We start from the raw sequence: 19,559 nt of genomic DNA, 5'->3' as shown, positions 1-19,559 counted from the left end.
CGCCATGCATGACGACCTGCCGTTGCGACGCGCCGAACCGCATATCGTGTTCGACGCGATCCGCAAGACCTACGCCGGCTCTGCGACACCGGCGCTGGCCGATATCTCGTTCACGATCGGGCGCGGCGAGCGCTTCGGCATCATCGGCCGCAGCGGCGCCGGCAAGTCGACGCTGCTGCGCACGATCAATATGCTCGAGCGCCCGGACGCCGGCAGCGTCGACATCGACGGCCGCGATATCGGCAAGCTCGACGAGAACGGCCTGGTGGCGCTGCGCCGCCGGGTCGGCATGATCTTCCAGCATTTCAACCTGCTGTCGGCCAAGACGGTGTTCGACAACGTCGCGCTGCCGTTGCGCGTGGCCGGTGTGCCGCGCCATGACATCGCCGCGCGGGTGATGGAACTGCTGGACCTGGTTGGACTGTCGGACAAGGCCCGCGCCTACCCGGCAATGCTGTCCGGCGGGCAGAAGCAGCGCGTCGGCATCGCCCGCGCGCTGGTGCACCGGCCCGACATCTTGCTGTGCGACGAGGCCACCTCGGCGCTGGACCCGGAGTCTACCGAGCAGATCCTGGCACTGCTGCGCGATATCAACGAACGCTTCGCGCTAACCGTGGTGCTGATCACGCATGACATGGCGGTGATTCACGAGGCGTGCGAGCGCGTACTGGTGCTCGACCACGGGCGCATCGTCGAACAGGGCCCGGTCTGGCAGGTCTTTGCCGAGCCGCGCGCCGAGGCCACTGTCGCACTGCTGCGCCCGCTGCGGCGGCGCATGCCGTCGCCGAATATCGACGAGGACGCGGCGCCGCGCAAGCCGATGCCACAAACCGCAGAGGAGACTGCATACGATGCTGCCGCCCATGGCTGACAAATACCTGAAGGCGCTTGGCGAGACGCTGCTGATGACGGCCAGCGCCTGCGCGGTGGTCTTCGTCGCGGGCATGGCGCTGGCCATCGTGCTGACCATCACCGCGCCCGCCGGGCTGGCGCCCAGGCCGCGGCTGCATCGCGTGCTGTCGGTGCTGGTCAACGTGTTTCGCTCGATCCCGTTCATCATCCTGCTGGTGGCGATGCTGCCGGTGACCCGCATGATCGTCGGCACCACGATGGGCACCTGGGCCGCGGTGGTGCCCCTCAGCGCCCACCTGATTCCGTTCTTCGCGCGCATCTCGCAAGTGGCGCTCAACGAGATCGACCGCGGCCTGGTCGAGGCGGCCAGGGCGATGGGATGCCGCCGCTGGCATATCGTCGTCCACGTGCTGCTGCCCGAGGCGATGCCCGCGCTGATCGGCGGCGCCACGGTGACCGTGATCGCGATGATCGGCTCTTCGGCGATGGCGGGGGCCGTGGGCGCCGGCGGTCTCGGCGACCTGGCGATCCGCTACGGCTACGAACGCTATGAAACCGCCGTGATGTTCCATGTGATCGCGATCCTGATCGCGCTCGTCACGCTGGTGCAGTTTGCCGGCGAACGGCTGGCACGGCGGTTCGATCATCGGCGATAGCAGGAAGGCCCGGCGAGGCTCGCATCATCGGGCCAAATATGCCGGCCCCAAGGTCGTTACACCGTCATGACACCGGATTCAGCCGGCCGGCATGGCGCGCGCCGCAATCCTTGTCATCCTGGCTCCTATTGACGCGGGAACCCGCCTCGGCCCTACACTGTGCCGTATCCGGTTCCCGCGGCCGTCCTGTTGGCGCGCCGCGCCCGTGGCTCCAACACGACGACGCTCACATGGAATGGCTGACTGACCCCACGATATGGATTGGCCTGGCGACGCTGATCGTGCTCGAGATCGTGCTGGGCATCGACAACCTGGTCTTCATCGCGATCCTGGCCGACAAGCTGCCGCCGGAGCAGCGCGACAAGGCGCGCATCATCGGCCTGTCGCTGGCGCTGTTCATGCGGCTGGGCCTGCTGTCGGTGATGTCGTGGCTGGTCACGCTGACGCGGCCCCTGTTCGCGCTCGGTCCGCTGGAATTTTCGGGTCGCGACCTGATCCTGCTGGCCGGGGGCATCTTCCTGCTGGTCAAGGCCACGCTGGAGCTGCACGAGCGGATCGAAGGCAAGCCCGAGCATGAGGTCGAGAAGCCCGCCTATGCGGGCTTCTGGCTGGTGGTCACGCAGATCGTCATTCTCGATGCGGTGTTCTCGCTGGACTCGGTCATCACCGCGGTCGGCATGGTCGAGCACCTGAGCGTGATGATGGTCGCGGTGGTGGTCGCGATCGCGGTGATGCTGTTCGCGTCCAAGCCGCTGACGCGCTTCGTCAATGCCCACCCTACCGTGGTCGTGCTGTGCCTGAGCTTCCTGCTGATGATCGGCCTGAGCCTGGTTGCCGATGGCTTCGGCTTCCATATCCCGAAGGGCTATCTGTACGCGGCGATCGGCTTCTCGGTCGGCATCGAGGCGCTGAACCAGCTGGCGCGCCGCAATCTGCTGCGCTACGAGGCGCGCCGGCCGATGCGGCAGCGCACCGCGGATGCGGTGCTGCGCCTGCTGGGTGCGCGCCGTGCGGCGCAAGGGCAGGCCGGCGAGCCGGTCAGGCCGGATACCGCCGCGCCGGCCGCGTTCGCGCCGGAGGAGCGCACCATGGTCAGCGGCGTGCTGTCGCTGGCCGAACGCTCGGTCCGCTCGATCATGACGCCGCGCTCGGAACTGTCGTGGATCGATATCGAGCAGGATGCCGACACGCTGCGCCGGCAGATCCTCGCCACGCCGCACAGCTTCTTTCCGGTCTGCCGCGGACAGCTGGACGAGATCCTCGGCGTCGCGCGCGGCAAGGACCTGATCGGCACGCTGGCCGAGCACGGCCGCATCGACGAGACAAGCCTGCGGCCGCCGATCGTGGTGCCGGAATCGATCCGCATCCTGCCGTTGATGGAGACGCTGCGCGCCTCGCGCGGCCAGCTGGTGCTGGTGACCGACGAATACGGCGCGGTGCTGGGGGTCGTCACGCCGGTCGACGTGCTCGAGGCGATCGCCGGAGAGTTCCCCGACGAGGATGAACATCCGACCATCGCGGCGGCGGGACAGGGGCGTTGGCTGATCGACGGCAGTGCCGATCTGCATGCGGTGGCCCATGTGCTGGAGCTGGGCGAACCGTGGACGCAATCGCAGGGGCGCTATGCGTCGCTGGGCGGCCTGCTGCTGGACCGCTTCGGCATCGTGCCGCCCGCGGGCAGTGCGATCGATCTGGACGGTTATCGCTTCACGGTGGTGGAGGCGACCGAACGGCGCATCGATCGCATCGAAGTGGTGCGGCTCGGCGCCGAATCGGTGCAGGCGGCCGCCGATGCCGGACAGCGGGAACGCTGAACGATCGACGATCCGCGCGTCGACCGTCCCGCCTTACACGCCGAACGACTGCAACCGCGAACGGGCGGGCCGGCTCGCGTCGCGCGACCGTACCGGGCGCAGCTCGCCTTGCCAGGGTGCGGCCAGCGCATCGAGCAGGTGGTCGCCGGCCAGCGTCTTGTCGTGCAACGCGTCGCGCAGCGCCTGGCCGATGGCCAGCCGGCACAGCGCCTCGCCGTCGCGCGTCAGCGTGCGCAGGTCCGCGCCCGCACCGGCGCGGATCGTAAAGGAGCGCCGGCCCACGCCGACGAAGCTGGTGAAGCGCACGCAATCGCATTCGCCGGAACCGGCGAAATTGACGCTGACATGGTAGGCAAGGCTGGTGCCGGCCCATGGCAACGTACAAAGGTAACTGACGGCTTCGCTCATGGCGGGCTCGCTTTGGCGCTTCAGGCCGTAGGCAGCGTTTCGGTCGGAACCAGGCCGTCGATGATGGCGCGGCCGTAGTCGACGGCGGCGCGCCTAGCGGTGCCGACGTTCTCGCACGATCCGCTGGTCAGGCGGTACAGCCGCGATTGCTCGTTGCCCGGCGGCTGGCCCTCGACGCAGATCATCACGGAGACATCGAAAGCAAGTTCGGGCTTGGTGCGCGGCCATGTCTGCACCGGCGCGCGCCGGTAGACCAGCGGATAGAGCTCGTAGCCCTTGTAGCTGGCGGTCGGAAAGGAGTCCATGTGTCGCTCCTGTTGAACAGCGTGGAGGCCGGCTCGTTGCCATCAGCAAAAAGCGCCGGCAATAAAAAACCCCGCGGATGCGGGGTTTTCGTCAGCGTCAGACCGCCTCGATCTTCGTGGCGGCCGGGCCCTTCTGGCCGACGCCGCGCACGTAGCGCACCTTCTGACCTTCCTGCAGCGACTTGAAGCCGCTGCCCTGGATCTCCGAAAAATGCGCGAACAGATCGTCGCCGCCGGCGTCCGGCGTAATGAAGCCGAAGCCCTTGGCGTCGTTGAACCACTTAACGGTACCGGTATCCATGTGTTTCTCCTGGTTTGTTCCCGTCGGACGAATGTCCCGAGGGGCATGACGATCAAGAAGAAACATGGAGAAGAAGTGGCGGAGCCGGAGGCGGCCAACTCGGTAATCGACGTGCTTGCTTGAAGATCCTGCGGTTCCCGTTATACAGGTCATGCTTCGGGCTGTCAAAACAATGCGGCAGATCCATTGACGGCAGCGGCCGCCGCATCTTTATACCTTCTTTACGGCCCGCCGCCGCCTTTCTACCCCGTTTTTAGCCGTCGCTCCCTAATCTGCAAGCCGGATTCACTCTCGGTATTTGCCATGGACGGGATCTTCCTGATCGTACTTTTCGGTTTCGCCGGACTCGGCGCCGTGCTGCTGCGGCTGTGCGTCGCGCTGGCGCCGCGCGCATCGGCCAATGCGGGCCAGCATGGCCCGGCGAACGACACGCCGCCGCGCGGCGCCACCCCGGGCAGGGGGCAATGATGGACTGGACCGATCTGCTGGCCGCGGCGATGGCCGCGGCCCTCTTCGTCTATCTGCTGATCGCGCTGCTGCGCCCGGAGAAATTCTGATGACCACGCAGTTCATGGGCCTGCTGGCCCTGTATCTCGCCGTGCTGATGGCGATCGCCCCGCTGCTTGGACGCTATCTGCGCCGGGCCGTCGAGGACGGCCAATACGCGTGGACCGCCTGGGGGCGGCCGCTCGAGCGCCTGCTCTATCGCGCCGCCGGCATACGCGCCGCTGCCGAGATGGGCTGGCAGCGGTATGCGATCGCCGTGCTGGCGTTCAACGTGCTGGGTGTGGTGGTGGTCTATGGCCTGCAGCGCTTGCAGGGCATGCTGCCGCTCAATCCGCAGGGCTTCGGCCCGGTGTCGCCCGATTCCGCGTTCAACACGGCGATCAGTTTCGTCGCGAACACCAACTGGCAGGGCTATGCCGGCGAATCGACGATGACCTATCTGACGCAGATGCTGGGCCTGACCGTGCAGAACTTCGTGTCCGCGGCCACCGGCATCGCCGTGGTGTTTGCGCTGATCCGCGGCTTCGCGCGGCAGAGCGCGGCGACCATCGGCAATTTCTGGGTCGACATGACCCGTACCACGCTGTACGTGCTGGTGCCGATCGCGACCGTCATCGCGCTGGCCCTGGTCAGCCAGGGCGTGATCCAGAACCTCGATGCCTACAAGCAGGTGTCGATGGTGTCGGCGGTCGAATACACGGTGCCGAAGACCGATGCCGCCGGGCAGCCGCTGCGGGAGGCCCAGGGCCAGCCCATCGTCGAGCCGGTCCGTACGGAACAGCAGACGCTGGCGATGGGTCCCGTCGCGTCGCAGGAAGCGATCAAGATGCTCGGCACCAATGGCGGCGGCTTCTTCAACGCCAACTCGGCCCATCCGTTCGAGAACCCGACCGCGCTGGCCAACCTGATCGAGATGCTGGCGATCTTGCTGATCCCGGCCGCACTGTGCTTCACGTTCGGCGAGATGGTCGGCGACCGCCGCCAGGGCCTGGCCGTGCTCGCGGCGATGACGGCGATCTTCGTCGCGATGGCGTGCGTCGCGGCGCTGGCCGAGCACCAGGCCAATCCGGCGCTGGCGGGATTGCCGGTGGACAGCGCCGCATCAGCCTGGCAGGACGGCGGCAATATGGAAGGCAAGGAAACGCGCTTCGGCCTGGCGGCATCGGCGCTGTTCGCCACGATCACCACCGCGGCATCGTGCGGCGCGGTCAATGCGATGCACGATTCGTTCACCGCGATCGGCGGGCTGGTGCCGATGCTGCTGATGCAGCTGGGCGAGGTCGTGTTCGGCGGCGTCGGCTCGGGCCTGTACGGCATGCTGGTCTATGCGGTGCTGGCGGTGTTCATCGCCGGCCTGATGATCGGCCGCACGCCCGAATACCTGGGCAAGAAGATCGAGGCCTGCGAGATCAAGATGGCGGCCGTCGTCATTCTCGTCACGCCGTTGCTGGTGCTGCTGGGCACCGCGGTGGCGGTGATGGCCGACGCCGGCCGCGCCGGCGTGCTGAACCCCGGCACGCATGGGTTCTCCGAGATCCTGTACGCGCTGTCGTCCGCGGCGAACAACAACGGCAGCGCGTTCGCCGGGCTGTCGGCCAACACGCCGTTCTACAACACGTTGCTGGCGGCCGCGATGTGGTTCGGCCGCTTCTGGGTGATCGTCCCGGTGCTGGCGATGGCCGGCACCCTCGCGGCAAAGAAGCGCGTGCCGGCGAGCGCCGGCACCATGCCGACGCACGGACCGCTGTTCGTGGTGCTGCTCGCCGGCACGGTGCTGCTGGTCGGTGCGCTGACCTATGTGCCGGCGCTCGCGCTTGGTCCAGTGGCCGAGCAACTGCAAGGCGCCGCGGTTCGATGAGCCAGGCGTTCTCTTTCTCTTGATGACACCGGACGCCACGCGCTGGCTTGCTGCGTCGACGTCCGTTCCTCCTCTCTAGCGCACTGCGGAGATCCCATGCAACAAGAATCGACGGCCAATGCGGCCGAGATCGGTGGCAATCCCGACGACATGTCGGCCGGCACGCCCTTGGCCGATCGCTCTCCCACTTCCGACCGTGCCGCGGCGCACGGCATGTTCGCACCGCAATTGCTCAAGCCCGCGCTAGCGTCGGCCTTCCGCAAGCTGTCGCCGCGCCAGCAGCTGCGCAATCCGGTGATGTTCGTCGTCTATGCCGGCAGCATCCTGACGACCATCCTGTTCCTGCGCGCCGCCTTCGCGCCCGCGGCGTCTGCTGGCGGCGAGAGCGCCGGTTTCATCCTGGCCGTCGCGGTCTGGCTCTGGTTCACGGTGCTGTTCGCCAACTTCGCCGAGGCGCTTGCCGAAGGGCGCAGCAAGCAACAGGCCGCGGCGCTGCGCGGGCTGCGCACCACGGTGACGGCGCGCGTGCTGAAGGACGGACGGCGCGGCGGCGCGACCGAGCCGCGCGCGGCCACGGCGCTGCGCCGCGGCGATGTGGTGCTGGTCGAGGCCGGCGACATGATCCCCGGCGATGGCGAGGTGATCGAAGGGGTCGCGTCGGTCGACGAGAGCGCGATCACCGGCGAATCGGCGCCGGTGATCCGCGAATCGGGCGGCGATTTCTCGTCGGTGACCGGCGGCACGCGCGTGCTGTCCGACTGGATCGTGGTGCGCATCACCGCCAATCCCGGCGAAACCTTCATCGACCGCATGATCGCGATGGTCGAAGGCGCCAAACGGCAGAAGACGCCGAACGAGCTGGCGCTGACCATCCTGCTGGTCGGCCTGACCATCGTGCTGCTGCTGGCCACCGCGACGCTGCAGCCGTTCTCGGTCTACAGCGTGCTGGTGGCCAGGGCCGGCGTGCCTGTGACCGTCACGGTGCTGGTGGCGCTGCTGGTCTGCCTGATTCCGACCACCATCGGCGGCCTGCTGTCGGCCATCGGCGTGGCAGGCATGAGCCGGATGATGGCGGCCAACGTGATCGCCACCTCGGGCCGCGCGGTCGAAGCGGCCGGCGACGTCGACGTGCTGCTGCTCGACAAGACCGGCACGATCACCCATGGCAACCGCCAGGCGTCGCGGTTCATTGCCGCGCCGGGCGTGGCGCCGGCGCAGCTGGCCGAGGCGGCGTGGCTGTCGTCGCTGGCCGACGACACGCCGGAAGGCCGCAGCATCGTCGCGCTGGCCCGCCAACAGGCGGACCTGCGCATCCCCGATGTGCCGCAGCGCAATGCCACGTTCGTGCCCTTCACCGCGCAGACGCGGATGAGCGGCGTGGACCTGCAGGGCAACGGCGGGCCGCGCCACGTGCGCAAGGGGGCGGCCGATGCGGTGCGCCGCTACGTGGCCGAGCGCGCCGGCAAGTTTTCCGATGCCGTCATGCAGGCCGTCGACGATGTCGCCCGCGCCGGCAGCACGCCGCTGGTGGTCGCCGACGAGCAGCACGGCCAGGTTCGCGTGCTGGGCGTGGTCGAGCTGAAGGACATCGTCAAGGCTGGCATCCGCGAGCGTTTCGGCGAGCTGCGCCGGATGGGCATCGAGACCGTGATGATCACCGGCGACAACCGGTTGACCGCGGCGTCGATCGCCGCGGAAGCGGGCGTCGACGACTACTTGGCCGAGGCCACGCCCGAGGCCAAGCTCAAGCTGATCCGCCAGTACCAGGCGCAGGGGCGGCTGGTGGCGATGACCGGCGACGGCACCAACGACGCGCCGGCGCTTGCGCAGGCCGATGTCGCGGTGGCGATGAACAGCGGCACGCAGGCGGCCAGAGAAGCCGGCAACATGGTCGACCTCGACAGCAATCCGACCAAGCTGATCGAGATCGTCGAGATCGGCAAGCAGATGCTGATGACGCGCGGGTCGCTGACCACGTTCAGCGTGGCCAACGACATCGCCAAGTACTTCGCCATCATTCCGGCGGCGTTCGCCACCACTTATCCGCAACTGGGGCTGCTGAACGTGATGGGGCTGTCCACGCCGGCGTCGGCCATCCTGTCCGCCGTCATCTTCAACGCGCTGATCATCGTCGTGCTGATTCCGCTCGCGCTGAAGGGCGTCGCCTACCGGCCGCTGGGCGCGGCGGTGCTGTTGCGGCGGAACCTGCTGGTCTACGGCCTCGGCGGCATCCTGGTGCCGTTCGCCGGCATCAAGCTGATCGACATGCTGCTGACCGTGCTGGGCTGGGCCTGAGCGCCGGATCACGCAGTCGCTGAATCATCGAATCGAAGGACACCATGATGAATCCCCACGCATCGCCGCAGGCCGCGCCCCTTGCCGCCGAACAGCCGGGCATGCTGCGCCCGCTGCTGACCGTCTTCGCCGCGCTGTCGGTGCTCACGGGCCTGCTGTATCCGGCCATCGTCACGGGACTGGCCAAAAGCGTGTTTCCGCACGAGGCGGCCGGCTCGCTGATCGTCAAGGACGGCAGGACGATCGGCTCGTCGCTGATCGGGCAGCCATTCTCCGAGCCGCGCTACTTCTGGGGCCGGCTGTCCGCCACCGCGCCGATGCCCTATAACGCGGCGGCCTCGGGCGGCTCGAATCTCGGCCCCAGCAATCCGGCGCTGGCGGACGCGGCGCGCGCACGCATCGAGGCGTTGCGCGCGGCCGACCCGGGCAACACGGCGCCGGTGCCGGTGGACCTCGTTACCGCCTCGGGCAGCGGCCTGGACCCGCATATCAGCCAGGCCGCGGCCGAGTATCAGGCGGCGCGGGTCGCGCGTGCGCGCGGCCTGACATTGCAGCAGGTACGCGAGCTGATCGCCGCCCACACCGACCGGCCCGCGCTGGCCGTGCTCGGCGATGCCGGCGTCAACGTGCTGCGGCTGAACCTGGCGCTGGACTCGCTCGGCGAGCCCGGTCCGAAGTAGTGCCGCGGGTGCCGTGGCAGAATGGCCTTTCTCTTGTTCTGCCTTAGCCCAGTCCGGTTCCATTGCCGATGACCGAAGCCGAATTGCGCGATACCGGTGCGCGCGCCGATCCCGATGCGCTGCTGCGGATGGTCCAGCAGCAGGGCGAGCGTGCCGCGCGCGGCAAGCTGCGCGTGTATTTCGGCGCCTCGGCTGGCGTCGGCAAGACCTTCGCGATGCTGGCCGCCGCCAGGGCGGCCCTGGCGCAGGGCACCGATGTGGCGATCGGCGTGGTGGAAACGCATGGCCGCGCCGAGACCGAGGCGCTGCTGGCCGGCCTGGAACGGCTGCCGATGCGCGACGTGCCCTATCGCGGCCGCGTGCTGCGCGAATTCGACCTCGACGGCGCGCTGGCGCGCCGACCCGCGCTGATCCTGGTCGACGAGCTGGCGCATTCGAATGCGCCGGGCAGCCGCCACCCCAAGCGCTGGCAGGACATCCAGGAGCTGCGCGCCGCCGGCATCGATGTCTGGACCACCGTCAACGTCCAGCACCTGGACAGCCTGAACGAGGCGGTCGGCGGCATCACCGGCATCCGGGTCTGGGAAACCGTGCCCGACGCGGTGTTCGATGGCGCCGACGAGGTCGTGCTGGTGGACCTGCCGGCCGACGAGCTGCTGCGGCGGCTCAAGGAGGGCAGGGTCTATCTGCCCGAGCAGGCGCGCCACGCCGCGCGCCATTTTTTCCGCAAGGGCAATCTGATCGCGCTGCGCGAGCTTGCGCTGCGCCGCACCGCCGAACGCGTCGATCACGACGTGCGCGCGTGGCGCCAGTCAGAACCGGTGCAGCCGGTATGGCGCACGCGCGAGGCGGTGCTCGCCTGCATCGGCAGCGGCGACGATGCCGCGCAGGTGGTCAAGAGCGCGCGGCGGCTGGCGGACCAGCTCGATTGCGACTGGCATGTGGTGACGGTCGCCACGCCACGGCTGGCGCCGCCGTCGGAGCGGGCCAGGGTCCGGCTCGAGCACGCGATGCGGATGGCCGAGCAACTGGGCGCGCGCACCGAGACGCTGGCCGGTGCGGACATGGTGCAGGCGGTGGCCGGCTACGTGCGGCGGCACAACCTGACCAAGGTGGTGATCGGACGCGCGCCGGGCGATTGGCGGCGCGGCGGCGACTCGCTGGCCGAGCGCGCGCGTTCGCTGCTGGCGCTGGCACTGTCGCCGCTGGTCGGCGTGCCGGCCGCATGGTTCGGGCGGCGCAGCTTCGCCGACGCGCTGGCGGTCGGCTGTCCCGAGATCGACATCGTGCGCGTGGCCGCCGATACCACGCGGACCGACCTGCGCCCGCCCCACGAGGACGCCCAGCAATCCGACGCACCGGCCGATGGGGCCCGGCGCCGCGACTACCTGTGGGCCGTGGTCTGGTGCGCCGGTGCCTCGGCGCTGTCGGCGCTGGCCACGCCATGGTTCGACGTCGTCAATATCGCGATGCTGTTTCTGGCCGCCGTGATGGGCGTCGCGCTGCGGCACGGGCGTGGCCCGGCGGCATTGGCGTCGGTGCTGTCGGTGGCCGCGTTCGATTTCTTCTTCGTGCCGCCGCGGCTGTCGTTCGCGGTCACCGACGTGCAGTACCTGCTGACCTTCGTCGTGCTGCTGTCGGTCGGCCTGGTGATCGGCCAGCTGACCGCCGGCCTGCGCGAGCAGGCGCAGGTCGCGGTGCAGCGCGAGACCGATGCGCGCACGCTGTACGAGCTGGCGCGCGAACTGTCGTCGGCGCTGACGCTGGACCAGATCGTGCCGATCGGCAGCCGATTCCTGCGCGCGGCGTTCGATGCCAATTCCGCGTTCTTTCTGACATCCTCTGACGGCAAGCTGCTGCCGCCGGTGACCGACCAGCAGCAGCGGGACACGGCCGCGCGCACCGATTCGATCGACCACGTGCTGGCGCAATGGGTGTTCGACCATGGCCAACCCGCGGGCACGGGCACGCATACGCTGCCCGGCAGCACCGTGCTCTATCTGCCGCTGAAGGCGCCGATGCGCACGCGCGGCGTGCTGGCGGTGGAGCCGGCCGCGTGGCGAGCCTTCGCGCAGCCGGCACTGCGGCGCCAGGTGGATGCGTTCTGCACGTTGATCGCGATCGCCATCGAGCGGCTGCACTATGTCGAGGTCGCGCAGCAGGCGCTGCTGTCGATGGAGTCGGAGCGGCTGCGCAGCTCGCTGCTGGCCGCGGTATCGCACGATTTGCGCACGCCGCTGACCGGACTGATCGGCATGGCGGAGACGCTGCGGCGCAGCGACCCGCCGCTGGCGCCGGCGGTGGCCGACACCGTTGCCACGATGCTGGAGCAGGCGCAACGGATGCGCACGATGGTCGTCAACCTGCTCGACATGGCGAAGCTGCAAGGCCGCGAGGTGCGGATCAGGCGGGAGTGGCAATCGGTCGAGGAGCTGGTCGGCTCGAGCCTGGCGGCGATGCGCGAGGCGCTGTCGCGGCACCGCGTCGCGGTGGCTGACCTGTCCCGCGTGCCGCTGGTCCAGTGCGATGCCGTGCTGATCGAGCGCGTGCTGTGCAATCTGCTGGAGAATGCGGCCAAGCACACGCCGGCGGGGACGGCGGTCCGCGTGTCCGCGGAAGCGGGCGACGATGAGGTCCGCATCCTTGTTGAGGACGATGGGCCTGGCGTGCCGGCCGGCAGCGAGCGCCAGATCTTCGAGAAATTCGTGCGCGGACAGCGCGAATCGGCGACCGCCGGCGTCGGCCTCGGGCTCGCCGTCTGCCAGGCGATCGTGCAGGCCCATGGCGGACGCATCTGGGCAGAGCCGGCGCGGCCGGCGCGGTCCGCGCAGCGGCAGGCCGGGCACGGACCTGGAGCCCGCTTCGTCGTCGCATTGCCACGCGGCAATCCACCGCCGCTGGAGGCCGAGCCCCAGGCCCCGCACGCTTGAGCCGATGCCGCCGAGCGCCCGCAACGAAATCCATTACCCGTCATGCCATTCGAATTCTCTCCCACGGTGCTGCTGGTCGAAGACGAACCGCATATCCGCCGCTTCGTACGCGCGACGCTCGAGGCCGAGGGCTGTACCGTGCATGAGGCCGAGACGTTGAAGCGGGGGCTGATCGACGCCGGCACGCGGCAGCCCGATCTGGTGATTCTCGATCTGGGCCTGCCCGACGGCGATGGCGTGCAGCTGATCCGCGAGATGCGGACCTGGACCCAGGTGCCGGTCCTGGTGCTGTCGGCGCGCAGCGACGAAGCGGACAAGATCGTCGCGCTCGACGGCGGTGCCGACGACTACCTGACCAAGCCGTTCGGCGTCGGCGAGATGGTGGCGCGCGTGCGGGTGCTGCTGCGCCGGCACGCCAGGGTCAATCCGCAGGGCAGCCACCTTATCGCCTTCGGCGACGTGCAGGTGGACCTGGCCAATCGCGTGATCACGCGCGCGGGGCAGCCGGTGCATCTGACGCCGATCGAGTATCGGCTGCTGTCGGTGCTGATCGCCCACCGCGGCAAGGTAATGACGCATCGCGAACTGCTGCGCGAGGTATGGGGGCCGTCGCAGTCGGAGAGCAGCCAGTATCTGCGCGTCTACATGGGCCATCTGCGCCACAAGCTCGAGCGCGATCCCGCACAGCCCGTTCATCTGTTGACCGAGACCGGCATTGGTTATCGCTTCGCGGGTTGATGACATGGGGGCTGGCGCGAGGCCTTTGCTTTTATGGCATTCGGATGCGCCGGCCCCGGCTTTTGACACCGTTTTTAGGCACCGGCGTCTATCGTGACGAAGGCCCCTTCGGGGGGAGATCAGGTCCCATCTTCTACTTCGTCACCATGCCTTTGACTCTACCGCGCCATCCCGCGGCCGCGCTGCTGGCCGCTTCCACGCTGACCGCCGCGATGCCCGCCGCCGCGCAGACCGCGGCCGCGCAAGCTGCCGAACACACGCTGACGGGCAATCTGTCGTTGGCCACCGAATACCGCTACCGCGGCATCATGCAGACCGACCGCCGGCCGGCGATCCAGGGCGGCTTCGACTACAGCCATGCGAGCGGCTTCTACGCGGGCAACTGGAACTCGAGCATCAGCTGGCTGAACGACAGCAACGACGAGGTGTCGGCGCCGATCGAGATGGACTTCTACGCCGGCTTCAAGAACACCTTCGGCGACGGCAAGTGGAACTACGACGTCGGCGTGCTGCAGTACTACTACCCCGGCGACTATCCGGCCAATTTCACGCGGCCGTACACCACTGAAATCTACGCGGGCATCGGCTACGGCCCGGTGTTCCTGAAGTACTCGTACGCGCCGACCAATCTGTTCGGCTTCCACGACAGCAAGAACAGCTGGTACGTCGACCTGGCGGCCAACGTGCCGCTCGAGTTCTGGGGCCTGACGCTGAACGCGCACGTCGGCTACCAGAAGGTGCAGAACGTGGCGGACGCCTCGTACACCGACTGGAAGCTCGGCCTGACCAAGGACCTGGGCAACGGTTTCGCGCTGGCCGTGGCCTATATCGATACCAATGCGAACCGGGCGGTGTACACCAATGCCAGAGGACGCCATATGGGCCGGGGCACGGCCTGGGCGTCGCTGACGAAGACGTTCTGAGCGTTTCCCAGGCTGCGCCCGGATCGCCGCCGCTACTGCGCGGCGACCTGCGCGTGCACGTCGTGCGCGAGTTCGAGCAGCCGCTGCCGGTCGATGCCGCCCGACACCGCGTAGCCGAACTTGCCGTCGATCCAGTAGAACACGTTGACGGACCCGTCCTGGTACAGCCGGAACGCGGTCACGTCGGCGGCGAGGTCGCGGTGCGAGATGCACAGCGTGATCCGTTCGCCGTTGGCGTCGTGGTACATGAACTGTGCGACCGGGCCGTGGTTGCTCGGCAGCAGGCGACCCCCCATCAGCGAGAAGCCGGTGCGCGTCAGGATCGGCGGACGGACATCGGCGCCCAGCCGGTTCGATACCCATTTGACCAGCTCCTGCTCGCGGTCGGCGCCGACTTCGACCGGCCGGCGCACTTCGGGGGCGTAGATCACGTGGGCGATCGCCGATTGGCGCGCGAACGACTCGCCGGTATCGAGACGCGCCGGCGCGCGCCGGGCCAGCTCGCCGCCGAAGGAGGGAAGCGCGCGGCGCCACGCATCGGCATTGGCGCCGATGCCGATGCCGACTACCAGCGCCGCGGCCATGCCGCCCAGCAGCCGCCAGTCCAGCCGGCGCAGCCAGGCGCCGCGCCGCGCGGGCTCGCCGCGCAGCCGCGACGGCAGCGGTTCGTTCAGCACGCGGTCGTAGCGGGCGTGCAGCATATGGTTCAGCGCGTAGTATTGGCTGATCCGCTGGGCCAGCTGCGGGTCGTGCTCGAGCCGCTGCTCGATCTCGGCGCGCCGCGCGTCGGGCAGCATGCCGTCGACGTAGGCGTGAATCTCTTCCTCGCTGATCGCGAATGCTTCGTTGCTCATCGCACCACCCTCAGTCGGGCTTCGGGTTTGACGCCGGCCATCAGGCTGCGCAGCCGCTCGCGTCCGCGCGACAGCCGCGACATCACGGTGCCGACGGGAATGCCGAGCGCCAGCGCCACTTCGGCATAGCTCATCGATTCGAGGCCGACCAGCAGCACCACCTCGCGCTGTTCGGCCGGAAGCCGCTGCAGCGCGTAGTCGAGGTCGCGCACCTCCAGCGAGCCGGCGGGATTCGCCGTGCTGTGCCAGTCGGCGCCCGGCAGGCCGTCGGACAGCGTGTCGTCGTCCATCGGCACATGCGCGGCGCGCATGCCGGCGCTGCGCATCTGGTTGACGAAGGCGTTATGCATGATCGTGAATAGCCAGGCCCGCAGATCGGTGCCGTCGTGGTATTGCCGCGCATGGCGCAGCGCGCGCTCGAGCGTGTCCTGTACCAGGTCGTCGGCCAGCTCGCGGTTGTGGACCAGCGCGCGCGCATAGCGGCGCAGCCGCGGCACGTGGTCGATCAGTTCTTCACGAACCCCCATCGCTGTTCCTTTGTCGGTCGGCGGGCCGTGCCGGGTCTGCCCGGCGTCTGCCCTTACAGCGTGAACACCATCGGCGCGATTTTATTCCCGCCCGCGCCGGCCGCCGATCGCGATTTTTTTCCGGCTGGGGGGAATAAGGGTGCCGGCACCGCTGTTCACCTGTTGATACGGACCTCGAGGAGGACAGCATGGCTCTGTGTTTTCGAAGGCGCCACCGCGGTCGCGGCGGCGCGCCGGCTGCATCGCCGATGTCGTGGGCGGCCGGCGCAGTCCTGGCGGTGTTCGCCGTGGCGGCGTCCGCTGATGCCGGCGATCACGCGGCCTTCCTGGCCGAAAACGATCGCGCGATGGAACGGATGATGAAGGACATGGCCATCGCGCCCAGCGGCGACGTCGACCGCGACTTCGTCCACATGATGGTGCCGCACCACCGCGGTGCGATCGAGATGGCGATGGCGCAACTGCGGCACGGCCGCAACCCTCAACTGCGCCGGATCGCGCAGGAGATCATCGCCACGCAGCAGCAGGAGATTGCCGCGATGTATCTCGCGATCGGGCAGGCGCCGCCGGTGGCGGATACGTTCGCCGATATGCCTGCCGATACGTCCGCCGATACTGCGGCGGTCGCCGGCAGCGCGGTCGCCGGCAGCGAGCCGGGCCACCGCGCCATCCACCATTCGCACAAGGAGCCACGATGAAGCTCACCCCGACCGCCGCCATCGCGGCCCTGGCCCTGTCGCTGGCCTTGCCGGCCGCCACGCGGGCTGGCCAGCCGCCGCGCGCCGCCACCGATCCCGACCGGCCGATCAGCCATCGCGACCGCGTCTACGCCGCGGAGCAGTTCTCCAACACGGTGTCCGTCACCGATCCGGCTTCCAACGAGGTGCTCGGCATGATCCGCCTGGGCGAGCCGACGCCGGCCAACTTCAGCCCCTTGTACAAGGGACAGCTGCTGGTGCACGGCCTTGGCTTCTCGCCGGACGGCCGCACGCTCGCGGTCGTGTCGATCGGCTCGAACTCGGTCTCCTTCATCGACACGCAGACCAATGCGGTCAGGCACGTGACCTATCTGGGCCGCTCGCCGCACGAGGCGTTCTACACGCCGGACGGCAAGGAGCTCTGGGTCACGGTGCGCGGCGAAGACTATGTCGCGGTGATCGACGCGGCGACCTATCGCGAGAAGACCCGGATCCCCGTGCCGGCCGGGCCCGGCATGCAGATCTTCTCGCCGGACGGCAAGTACGGCTATGTCTGTTCGTCGTTCCAGCCGCGCACCAGCGTGGTGTCCGTGGCCGAGCACAAGGTGATCGCGACCATCGAGCAGGCCAGCGCGTTCTGCCCGAACATCGCGGCGACGCCCGACGGCAAGCAGGTCTGGTTCACGCTGAAGGACATCGGCAAGGTGCAGGTGTTCGATGCGCGTCCGCCCTTTGCGCCGATCCGCACCATCGATACCGGGCCGATCACCAACCACGTCAATTTCGTGCGCAACCGCAACGGCCAGTTCGCCTACGTGACGGTGGGCGGGACCAACGAGGTCAAGGTGTTCCGCACCGACGATTTTTCGCAGGTCGCGACCATTCCGGTCGGCAAGCTGCCGCACGGCCTGTGGCCCTCGGGCGACGGCAGCCGCATTTATGTGGGACTGGAGAACGAGGACGCGCTGGCGGCGATCGACACGGTGAGCCAACGCGTGGTTGCGACGATCCCCGTCGGCCAGGCGCCGCAGGCGGTGGTCTATGTGCCGGACGCGGTCAGGCAGGGCGATGGCCGGCAGAACCTGCAGCCGGCCGGCACGATTGCCAGGGCCACGCAGCTGTCGCTGGTGCCGGTCGCCGCGGGCGGATCGGAGCAGTCCCAGCAGGCACAGCAGGCCCAACCTGCCCAACATGCCGAACAGGCGCCCACCAGCGTCGCGCTGTTCGATCAGGGACTGGTGCAGGTGCTGCAGGCCTCGGCGACCGGGCTGCAGCCAAAACAGGCCTATGTGCTGGGCCTGGCGGACAGGGCCGATGGTGGCGGCCGTATCGAACCACTGGCGCGCTTCATGGCCAATCCGGCGGGGTCGGCGATCGTCAATACGGTCGGTCCGATTCGTCAGGTCGTCGCCGGCGGTGGCGAGCGCCAGGATGCGCGCCGCTATCTGGTGATCGCGCCGGTGACGGACGCCGGCATCGGCGCGCCGGTGCAGCGGCAGGTGCCGTGATTGCCCCAGGGCCCGGCGGGACAGCCCCGCCTATGGCATCTCCGCGAAGCACTCGGCCAGCCAGTCGGCCACGGCACGAAAGCGCGGCTGGCGCCGGTACTCGGACGGATAGGCCAGCCAGACCTCGCGCCGCACGTCCGGACAGTCCTGCAGCAGATGCAGCGACGGCTGCGTCCGCGCGGCGAAGTGCGGCAGCAGCGCGGCTCCGGCGCCGGCCGCGGCTGCCATCAGCAGCGTATCGACGCTGTTGCTCGACAGCACGATGGCGTCGCGTGCGATCTGCTTGTCGACCCAGCGGATCTCGGGCAACGCGACGCCCGGCGCCAGCGACAACGCGAGCTGGCAGAACGGCAGCGCGGCGAGGCCCTCGTCGGTGTAGCGGCGGCGCATGGCCGCGTTGCCATAGACGCCGTAGTGGATCGTGCCGACGCGGCGCGCCACCACCTGTTCCTCGACCGGTCGATTGAGCCGGATCGCCAGATGCGCCTCGCGGCGTGCGAGGCTCGCGCGGCGCGCCTCGACGATCAGTTCCACCGTCAGTCCCGGATGGCGCTCTCGCAGCGCCGGCAGCCGCTCGGCGATGAACAGCGTCGCCACGCCCTCGGTGGCGGTCAGCTTGACCGTGCCGGACACGCTGCCGGGGCTGGCGCGGCGCGCTTCGAGCTCGCGGCCGATCCGCGCGGCATGCCGCTCCATCTGCTCGGCCGCGGCCAGCGCGATGCGCCCGGCCGGCGACAGCTCGATCCGGCCCTGCACCGATTCGGCCACCGGCGCGCCCAGCGCCGTCTCCAGGCGCCGCAGGCGTCGGATCACGGTGGCATGGGTCAGCCCCAATTCGCGCGCGCAGGCGGCGTAGCTGCCCGAGCGGGCCAGCACGGCCAGCGTCAGCAGATCGTCCCAATGGGTGGTTCCGGCTGTTCTTTTTTGCACAGTGCCTCGTCGGAATCTGGCATGGTGAATCGGCAAGCCGAACCCTATCATGGCGGCATCGCACGATGTCGTGCATTCGATGAAGGAGAGCCTTCCATGCCGCAAGCCAAGACCCTGATGGATTTCGCCGGCGCGACCCGCAAGCCGGCCGACTGGCAGCAAGCCAGCCTGGTGCTGATCGACCACCAGCGCGAGTACGTCGACGGCAGCCTGCCGCTGTCCGGCATGGCCGAGGCCGTGGCCGAGTGCCAGCGCCTGCTGGCGGCCGCCCGCAAGGCCGGCGCACCGGTGGTGCACATCCAGCACCACGGGCAGCCGGGCGGGGCGATCTTCGATCCGCAGGGCCCTTATGCCGAACTGATCGCCGAGCTCGCGCCGGCGCAGGGCGAGACCGTGATCGTCAAGCATCTGCCTAACGCCTTCGCCGGCACGGCGCTGGCCGACACGCTGGCCCGGACCGGCCGCAAGCAGCTGGTGATCGCCGGCTTCATGACCCATATGTGCGTCAGCGCGACCGCGCGCGCGGCGCTGGATCTCGGCTACACCACCACGGTGGTCGCAGCCGCCTGCGCGACGCGCGATCTGCCCGATCCGGTCAACGGCGAGGTGGTGCCCGCCGCGGTCGTGCATCGCACCGCGCTGACGGAATTGAATGATCTGGTGGCGCTGGTGGTGCCGGATGCGGGAGCGTTGGCGGGGTAAGGTGTACAATCGCCGGGTAAGCGCCTGGACCAAATCTTGACAGCGCTCTCGGTATACGACGGACGTCACGATC

20 protein-coding genes are annotated in these 19,559 nt (G+C 68.9%); 14 read left to right on the top strand and 6 right to left on the bottom strand.

Annotation, left to right across the window (positions count from 1 at the left end; genetic code table 11):
* Positions 1 to 4 precede the first annotated feature (4 nt).
* The 3 genes from M1D55_RS22765 (at position 5) to M1D55_RS22755 (ending at position 3,322) form a co-directional block, all read left to right on the top strand.
* Positions 5 to 871, top strand: coding sequence for a methionine ABC transporter ATP-binding protein (locus M1D55_RS22765; RefSeq protein WP_456281903.1), 867 nt, complete (start codon positions 5 to 7; stop codon positions 869 to 871).
* On the top strand, positions 852 to 1,508 hold the full coding sequence (locus tag M1D55_RS22760; RefSeq protein ID WP_456281902.1) for a methionine ABC transporter permease: 657 nt from the start codon (positions 852 to 854) through the stop codon (positions 1,506 to 1,508). The genes M1D55_RS22765 and M1D55_RS22760 overlap by 20 nt, the downstream gene beginning before the upstream one ends.
* A gap of 230 nt (positions 1,509 to 1,738) precedes the next feature.
* On the top strand, positions 1,739 to 3,322 hold the full coding sequence (locus M1D55_RS22755; RefSeq protein WP_456281901.1) for a TerC family protein: 1,584 nt from the start codon (positions 1,739 to 1,741) through the stop codon (positions 3,320 to 3,322).
* Between the two features lie 33 nt (positions 3,323 to 3,355).
* Here the strand turns inward: M1D55_RS22755 and M1D55_RS22750 are convergent, their stop codons facing one another.
* The 3 genes from M1D55_RS22750 to M1D55_RS22740 form a co-directional block, all read right to left on the bottom strand.
* Positions 3,356 to 3,730 carry a hypothetical protein gene (locus tag M1D55_RS22750; RefSeq protein ID WP_023263391.1) on the bottom strand — a complete coding sequence of 125 codons (375 nt, stop codon included), beginning with the start codon at positions 3,728 to 3,730 and terminating at the stop codon, positions 3,356 to 3,358.
* A 20-nt stretch (positions 3,731 to 3,750) separates the two neighbouring features.
* Positions 3,751 to 4,035, bottom strand: coding sequence for a hypothetical protein (locus M1D55_RS22745; protein ID WP_456281900.1), 285 nt, complete (start codon positions 4,033 to 4,035; stop codon positions 3,751 to 3,753).
* 97 nt (positions 4,036 to 4,132) lie between these two features.
* Positions 4,133 to 4,336 carry a cold-shock protein gene (locus M1D55_RS22740; protein WP_456281899.1) on the bottom strand — a complete coding sequence of 68 codons (204 nt, stop codon included), beginning with the start codon at positions 4,334 to 4,336 and terminating at the stop codon, positions 4,133 to 4,135.
* A gap of 303 nt (positions 4,337 to 4,639) precedes the next feature.
* On the opposite strand from M1D55_RS22740, the gene M1D55_RS22735 reads away from it, so the two are divergent.
* The 8 genes from M1D55_RS22735 (at position 4,640) to M1D55_RS22700 (ending at position 14,267) form a co-directional block, all read left to right on the top strand.
* Complete coding sequence (locus tag M1D55_RS22735) at positions 4,640 to 4,804, top strand: hypothetical protein (protein ID WP_456281898.1); 165 nt, start codon at positions 4,640 to 4,642, stop codon at positions 4,802 to 4,804.
* A complete protein-coding gene (gene kdpF / locus M1D55_RS22730) occupies positions 4,801 to 4,893 on the top strand; it encodes a K(+)-transporting ATPase subunit F (RefSeq protein ID WP_197498270.1) in 93 nt (30 codons plus the stop codon). Before M1D55_RS22735 ends, kdpF begins: the two co-directional genes overlap by 4 nt.
* The gene (gene kdpA, locus M1D55_RS22725; RefSeq protein ID WP_456281897.1) at positions 4,893 to 6,701 is read left to right on the top strand and encodes a potassium-transporting ATPase subunit KdpA; all 1,809 of its coding nucleotides are present in this window, start codon (positions 4,893 to 4,895) and stop codon (positions 6,699 to 6,701) included. The genes kdpF and kdpA overlap by 1 nt, the downstream gene beginning before the upstream one ends.
* A 213-nt stretch (positions 6,702 to 6,914) precedes the next feature.
* Entirely contained in the window at positions 6,915 to 8,996 is a 2,082-nt protein-coding gene (kdpB, locus tag M1D55_RS22720; protein ID WP_456282757.1) for a potassium-transporting ATPase subunit KdpB, read from the top strand.
* A 47-nt stretch (positions 8,997 to 9,043) separates the two neighbouring features.
* Entirely contained in the window at positions 9,044 to 9,676 is a 633-nt protein-coding gene (kdpC, locus tag M1D55_RS22715; protein ID WP_456282756.1) for a potassium-transporting ATPase subunit KdpC, read from the top strand.
* Positions 9,677 to 9,744: 68 nt separating this feature from the next.
* Positions 9,745 to 12,606 carry a DUF4118 domain-containing protein gene (locus M1D55_RS22710; protein WP_456281896.1) on the top strand — a complete coding sequence of 954 codons (2,862 nt, stop codon included), beginning with the start codon at positions 9,745 to 9,747 and terminating at the stop codon, positions 12,604 to 12,606.
* Positions 12,607 to 12,648: 42 nt separating this feature from the next.
* Entirely contained in the window at positions 12,649 to 13,344 is a 696-nt protein-coding gene (gene kdpE / locus M1D55_RS22705; protein ID WP_456281895.1) for a two-component system response regulator KdpE, read from the top strand.
* A gap of 146 nt (positions 13,345 to 13,490) precedes the next feature.
* Positions 13,491 to 14,267 (top strand): TorF family putative porin, encoded by a 777-nt coding sequence (locus M1D55_RS22700; RefSeq protein ID WP_456281894.1) that lies wholly within the window; start codon positions 13,491 to 13,493, stop codon positions 14,265 to 14,267.
* Between the two features lie 32 nt (positions 14,268 to 14,299).
* On the opposite strand, the gene M1D55_RS22695 is transcribed toward M1D55_RS22700, so the two are convergent.
* Both M1D55_RS22695 and M1D55_RS22690 read right to left on the bottom strand, forming a co-directional pair.
* Positions 14,300 to 15,121, bottom strand: coding sequence for an anti-sigma factor family protein (locus tag M1D55_RS22695; RefSeq protein ID WP_232207113.1), 822 nt, complete (start codon positions 15,119 to 15,121; stop codon positions 14,300 to 14,302).
* The gene (locus tag M1D55_RS22690; RefSeq protein ID WP_006579644.1) at positions 15,118 to 15,648 is read right to left on the bottom strand and encodes an RNA polymerase sigma factor; all 531 of its coding nucleotides are present in this window, start codon (positions 15,646 to 15,648) and stop codon (positions 15,118 to 15,120) included. Before M1D55_RS22690 ends, M1D55_RS22695 begins: the two co-directional genes overlap by 4 nt.
* A 248-nt stretch (positions 15,649 to 15,896) precedes the next feature.
* On the opposite strand from M1D55_RS22690, the gene M1D55_RS22685 reads away from it, so the two are divergent.
* A complete protein-coding gene (locus M1D55_RS22685; RefSeq protein ID WP_456281893.1) occupies positions 15,897 to 16,346 on the top strand; it encodes a DUF305 domain-containing protein in 450 nt (149 codons plus the stop codon).
* Positions 16,343 to 17,854, top strand: a complete 1,512-nt coding sequence (locus M1D55_RS22680; protein ID WP_456281892.1) for a YncE family protein — start codon at positions 16,343 to 16,345, stop codon at positions 17,852 to 17,854. Before M1D55_RS22685 ends, M1D55_RS22680 begins: the two co-directional genes overlap by 4 nt.
* 30 nt (positions 17,855 to 17,884) lie before the next feature.
* Here the strand turns inward: M1D55_RS22680 and M1D55_RS22675 are convergent, their stop codons facing one another.
* A complete protein-coding gene (locus tag M1D55_RS22675; protein ID WP_064572571.1) occupies positions 17,885 to 18,784 on the bottom strand; it encodes a LysR family transcriptional regulator in 900 nt (299 codons plus the stop codon).
* A gap of 96 nt (positions 18,785 to 18,880) precedes the next feature.
* Here M1D55_RS22675 and M1D55_RS22670 point away from each other — a divergent pair, with 96 nt between their 5' ends.
* A complete protein-coding gene (locus M1D55_RS22670; RefSeq protein WP_053821055.1) occupies positions 18,881 to 19,486 on the top strand; it encodes a cysteine hydrolase family protein in 606 nt (201 codons plus the stop codon).
* Positions 19,487 to 19,559: the final 73 nt, after the last annotated feature.

Source organism: Cupriavidus sp. JZ107 (assembly GCF_053903255.1).
The sequence above is the reverse complement of the archived record's forward strand: the minus strand, read 5'-3'. Positions and strand labels throughout refer to the sequence as shown.

What these genes read in the sequence shown, in the direction of transcription:
- M1D55_RS22765 (WP_456281903.1), top strand. Translation starts at nt 5, where the DNA reads ATGCATGACGACCTGCCGTTGCGACGCGCCGAACCGCATATCGTGTTC.
- M1D55_RS22760 (WP_456281902.1), top strand. Translation starts at nt 852, where the DNA reads ATGCTGCCGCCCATGGCTGACAAATACCTGAAGGCGCTTGGCGAGACG.
- M1D55_RS22755 (WP_456281901.1), top strand. Translation starts at nt 1,739, where the DNA reads ATGGAATGGCTGACTGACCCCACGATATGGATTGGCCTGGCGACGCTG.
- M1D55_RS22750 (WP_023263391.1), bottom strand. Translation starts at nt 3,730, where the DNA reads ATGAGCGAAGCCGTCAGTTACCTTTGTACGTTGCCATGGGCCGGCACC.
- M1D55_RS22745 (WP_456281900.1), bottom strand. Translation starts at nt 4,035, where the DNA reads ATGGACTCCTTTCCGACCGCCAGCTACAAGGGCTACGAGCTCTATCCG.
- M1D55_RS22740 (WP_456281899.1), bottom strand. Translation starts at nt 4,336, where the DNA reads ATGGATACCGGTACCGTTAAGTGGTTCAACGACGCCAAGGGCTTCGGC.
- M1D55_RS22735 (WP_456281898.1), top strand. Translation starts at nt 4,640, where the DNA reads ATGGACGGGATCTTCCTGATCGTACTTTTCGGTTTCGCCGGACTCGGC.
- kdpF (WP_197498270.1), top strand. Translation starts at nt 4,801, where the DNA reads ATGATGGACTGGACCGATCTGCTGGCCGCGGCGATGGCCGCGGCCCTC.
- kdpA (WP_456281897.1), top strand. Translation starts at nt 4,893, where the DNA reads ATGACCACGCAGTTCATGGGCCTGCTGGCCCTGTATCTCGCCGTGCTG.
- kdpB (WP_456282757.1), top strand. Translation starts at nt 6,915, where the DNA reads ATGTTCGCACCGCAATTGCTCAAGCCCGCGCTAGCGTCGGCCTTCCGC.
- kdpC (WP_456282756.1), top strand. Translation starts at nt 9,044, where the DNA reads ATGAATCCCCACGCATCGCCGCAGGCCGCGCCCCTTGCCGCCGAACAG.
- M1D55_RS22710 (WP_456281896.1), top strand. Translation starts at nt 9,745, where the DNA reads ATGACCGAAGCCGAATTGCGCGATACCGGTGCGCGCGCCGATCCCGAT.
- kdpE (WP_456281895.1), top strand. Translation starts at nt 12,649, where the DNA reads ATGCCATTCGAATTCTCTCCCACGGTGCTGCTGGTCGAAGACGAACCG.
- M1D55_RS22700 (WP_456281894.1), top strand. Translation starts at nt 13,491, where the DNA reads ATGCCTTTGACTCTACCGCGCCATCCCGCGGCCGCGCTGCTGGCCGCT.
- M1D55_RS22695 (WP_232207113.1), bottom strand. Translation starts at nt 15,121, where the DNA reads ATGAGCAACGAAGCATTCGCGATCAGCGAGGAAGAGATTCACGCCTAC.
- M1D55_RS22690 (WP_006579644.1), bottom strand. Translation starts at nt 15,648, where the DNA reads ATGGGGGTTCGTGAAGAACTGATCGACCACGTGCCGCGGCTGCGCCGC.
- M1D55_RS22685 (WP_456281893.1), top strand. Translation starts at nt 15,897, where the DNA reads ATGTCGTGGGCGGCCGGCGCAGTCCTGGCGGTGTTCGCCGTGGCGGCG.
- M1D55_RS22680 (WP_456281892.1), top strand. Translation starts at nt 16,343, where the DNA reads ATGAAGCTCACCCCGACCGCCGCCATCGCGGCCCTGGCCCTGTCGCTG.
- M1D55_RS22670 (WP_053821055.1), top strand. Translation starts at nt 18,881, where the DNA reads ATGCCGCAAGCCAAGACCCTGATGGATTTCGCCGGCGCGACCCGCAAG.